At 65.6% G+C, this 2,161-nt stretch carries 1 protein-coding gene and 2 pseudogenes; 2 read left to right on the top strand and 1 reads right to left on the bottom strand.

Going from position 1 to position 2,161, the window contains the following annotated elements; genetic code table 11:
- A pseudogene (locus ACFYQ6_RS34920) lies at positions 1-317 on the top strand (IS5/IS1182 family transposase); the annotation flags it as partial.
- A 12-nt stretch (positions 318-329) separates the two neighbouring features.
- On the opposite strand, the gene ACFYQ6_RS34925 reads toward ACFYQ6_RS34920, so the two are convergent.
- A complete protein-coding gene (locus tag ACFYQ6_RS34925) occupies positions 330-635 on the bottom strand; it encodes a hypothetical protein (protein WP_388766887.1) in 306 nt (101 codons plus the stop codon).
- A gap of 94 nt (positions 636-729) precedes the next feature.
- Here ACFYQ6_RS34925 and ACFYQ6_RS34930 point away from each other — a divergent pair.
- Positions 730-1,967 (top strand): annotated as a pseudogene (locus tag ACFYQ6_RS34930) (IS701 family transposase).
- The last annotated feature ends 194 nt before the right edge of the window (positions 1,968-2,161 follow it).

Here is a 2,161-nt window from a genome sequence, read left to right on the forward strand (position 1 = left end):
ATCTACCTTGGCACCGTCACCCTCGCAGCCCTCGTCATCTGGCTCAGAACATGATCCGAGAAACAGTGCTTAGTCGCGGCATCACGACGGTGATCCCGGAACCTGCCGACCAGATCGCCAACCGCAGGCGGCGCGGCACACGCGGCGGCCGCCTGCCCGGCTTCGACCGCCAGGCATACAAACACCGCAACACTGTCGAGCGATGCATCAACCGGCTCAAGCAGTGGCGCGGTATCGCCATGCGCACCGACAGGCTCGCCGTGCACTACCTCGCAGCACTTCAGGTCGCAGCAACCTTCCTATGGGTCCGAAGCTGACGCTAAGGCCGGTCACCTCTGCCAGGAAAGCGCCTCAACCGATGCAATGTCACCCGCCGCCAGCAGTCCGAAGAGCCGGAAAACTTCTTCGTGGGCGATATCGCGCATCGTCCCGGGAGTCACCGAGTCCTCGTCCGGGTTCTCCCAGACCAGCAGAGCGTCGTCGAAGGCGCTGAGGCACCACCCGCTCTCATGAGTGAGTGAGACATCGGGGTGCTCGTCATCGGCCTGTGCCAGGCCGTCGAGCACTCGCCTCATCGTCGCCGAATCAGGCTCGTCGACCGTCCCACCCATGACGTCGTACATGAAGTAGCTCATTGAGCAATTACCTCATGTGGTGATCCACGGGACACTGCCTAGTAGTGCTTCGTTACCTTGAGTGATCTTGCCTGGTGGTGGGCATCTTCGAGGTGTGAAACTGGGGGATGTCGAGCGACTCCGCAGCGAGTTGGCGGAGTTCGTGGGTGATGTGTTCGGGTCGTTGCCGCGGCAGGATCAGCGCCGGTGGGGCGCGCGTTATCTGCGCGGTCTGATGCTGGATGGGCGGCGTAAGTCGATCCAGCCGATGGCCGAGCGGTTGCCGGAGGGGAACATGCAGGCTCTGCAGCAGTTCGTGAGCCAGTCGCCGTGGGATCCGTTGCCGGTTCGGCGGCGGATCGCCCGGCGGCTGTCGGAGGTGATCAGACCGCAGGTGTGGGTGATCGACGATGTGTCGTTTCCCAAGTGCGGCCGCGCCTCTGTCGGGGGGCCCGTCAGTACTGCGGAGCCCTTGGGAAGCGGGCGAACTGCCAGGTCGCGGTCAGTGTCCATGCCGCCACCGACACTGCGTCGTGTCCGTTGGACTGGCAGTTGTATCTGCCCCGGGAGTGGACGGACGAGCCGGGCCGCTGCCGGCTGGCCGGCGTCCCCGACGACGTCGTGCACCAGGAGAAATGGCGCCTCGCGCTCGGGCTGCTGTACAACGTGAGCGAGTGGGGGCTGAAAGCCCCGGTCGTGGTCGCTGATGCGGGTTACGGCGTCAGCACCCCCTTCCGCCATGGCCTGGAGAAACGGGTCCTGTCCTACGTGCTGGCGCTGACCGGGAAAGAAGTCGCCCACGAGCTTGACATCGAGCCTCACCAGCCGGGTTACGGAGGACTGGGCCCACCGACGCTTGCCCGCTACCGGACGGCGCCGCGAGCACTTACCGTCCACGCTGCCGAGGCTGCTGCCGCCGACCACTTCGCTGAGGTGGCCTGGCGACAGGGCAGTAAAGGCACGATGACCTCACGGTTCGCGGTCCTGGCTCTTCGGACGGCGGGCAAGCAGTCCCTGGCCGCCGCCCAAGCGGCAGGCGGCGGACGCAACCAGTGGAACGGCGTCCTGCCCCCTTCCACCGTCCTGGTCGAGTGGCCTGCCGACCAGGAGACCCCTACGGGTTTCTGGATATCGAACCTGCCGCCCGAGACTCCCGTTGCCGAGCTGGTGCGGTGGGCGAAGATGCGCTGGCGCGTGGAACACGACTACCGCGAACTCAAGCACGGCCTGGGCCTGGACCACTTCGAGGGACGCACCTGGCGCGGCTGGCACCACCACGTCACCCTCGTCACCGCCGCCCAGGCATTCCTCACCCTCAGGCGGCTCGACCCAAAAGTCCCAACGCCGGCCTGACTCTCTACCAGGTCCTGGACGTCCTCCAGGACCTGCTGAAGGGCTGGACCGGCACCTGCACCACCTGCAACCGCCCCCTGCCCCGCAACCGGAGCAGACGCAGAACCTAACGAAGCACTACTAGGCACTGTTTCTCGGATCATGTTCTGAGCCAGATGACGAGGGCTGCGAGGGTGACGGTGCCAAGGTAGATG

This window comes from Streptomyces sp. NPDC005494, assembly GCF_042872025.1.
Classification (GTDB): domain Bacteria; phylum Actinomycetota; class Actinomycetes; order Streptomycetales; family Streptomycetaceae; genus Streptomyces.

Coding starts and splice junctions, on each gene's coding strand:
- ACFYQ6_RS34925 (WP_388766887.1), bottom strand. CDS start 635: ATGAGCTACTTCATGTACGACGTCATGGGTGGGACGGTCGACGAGCCT.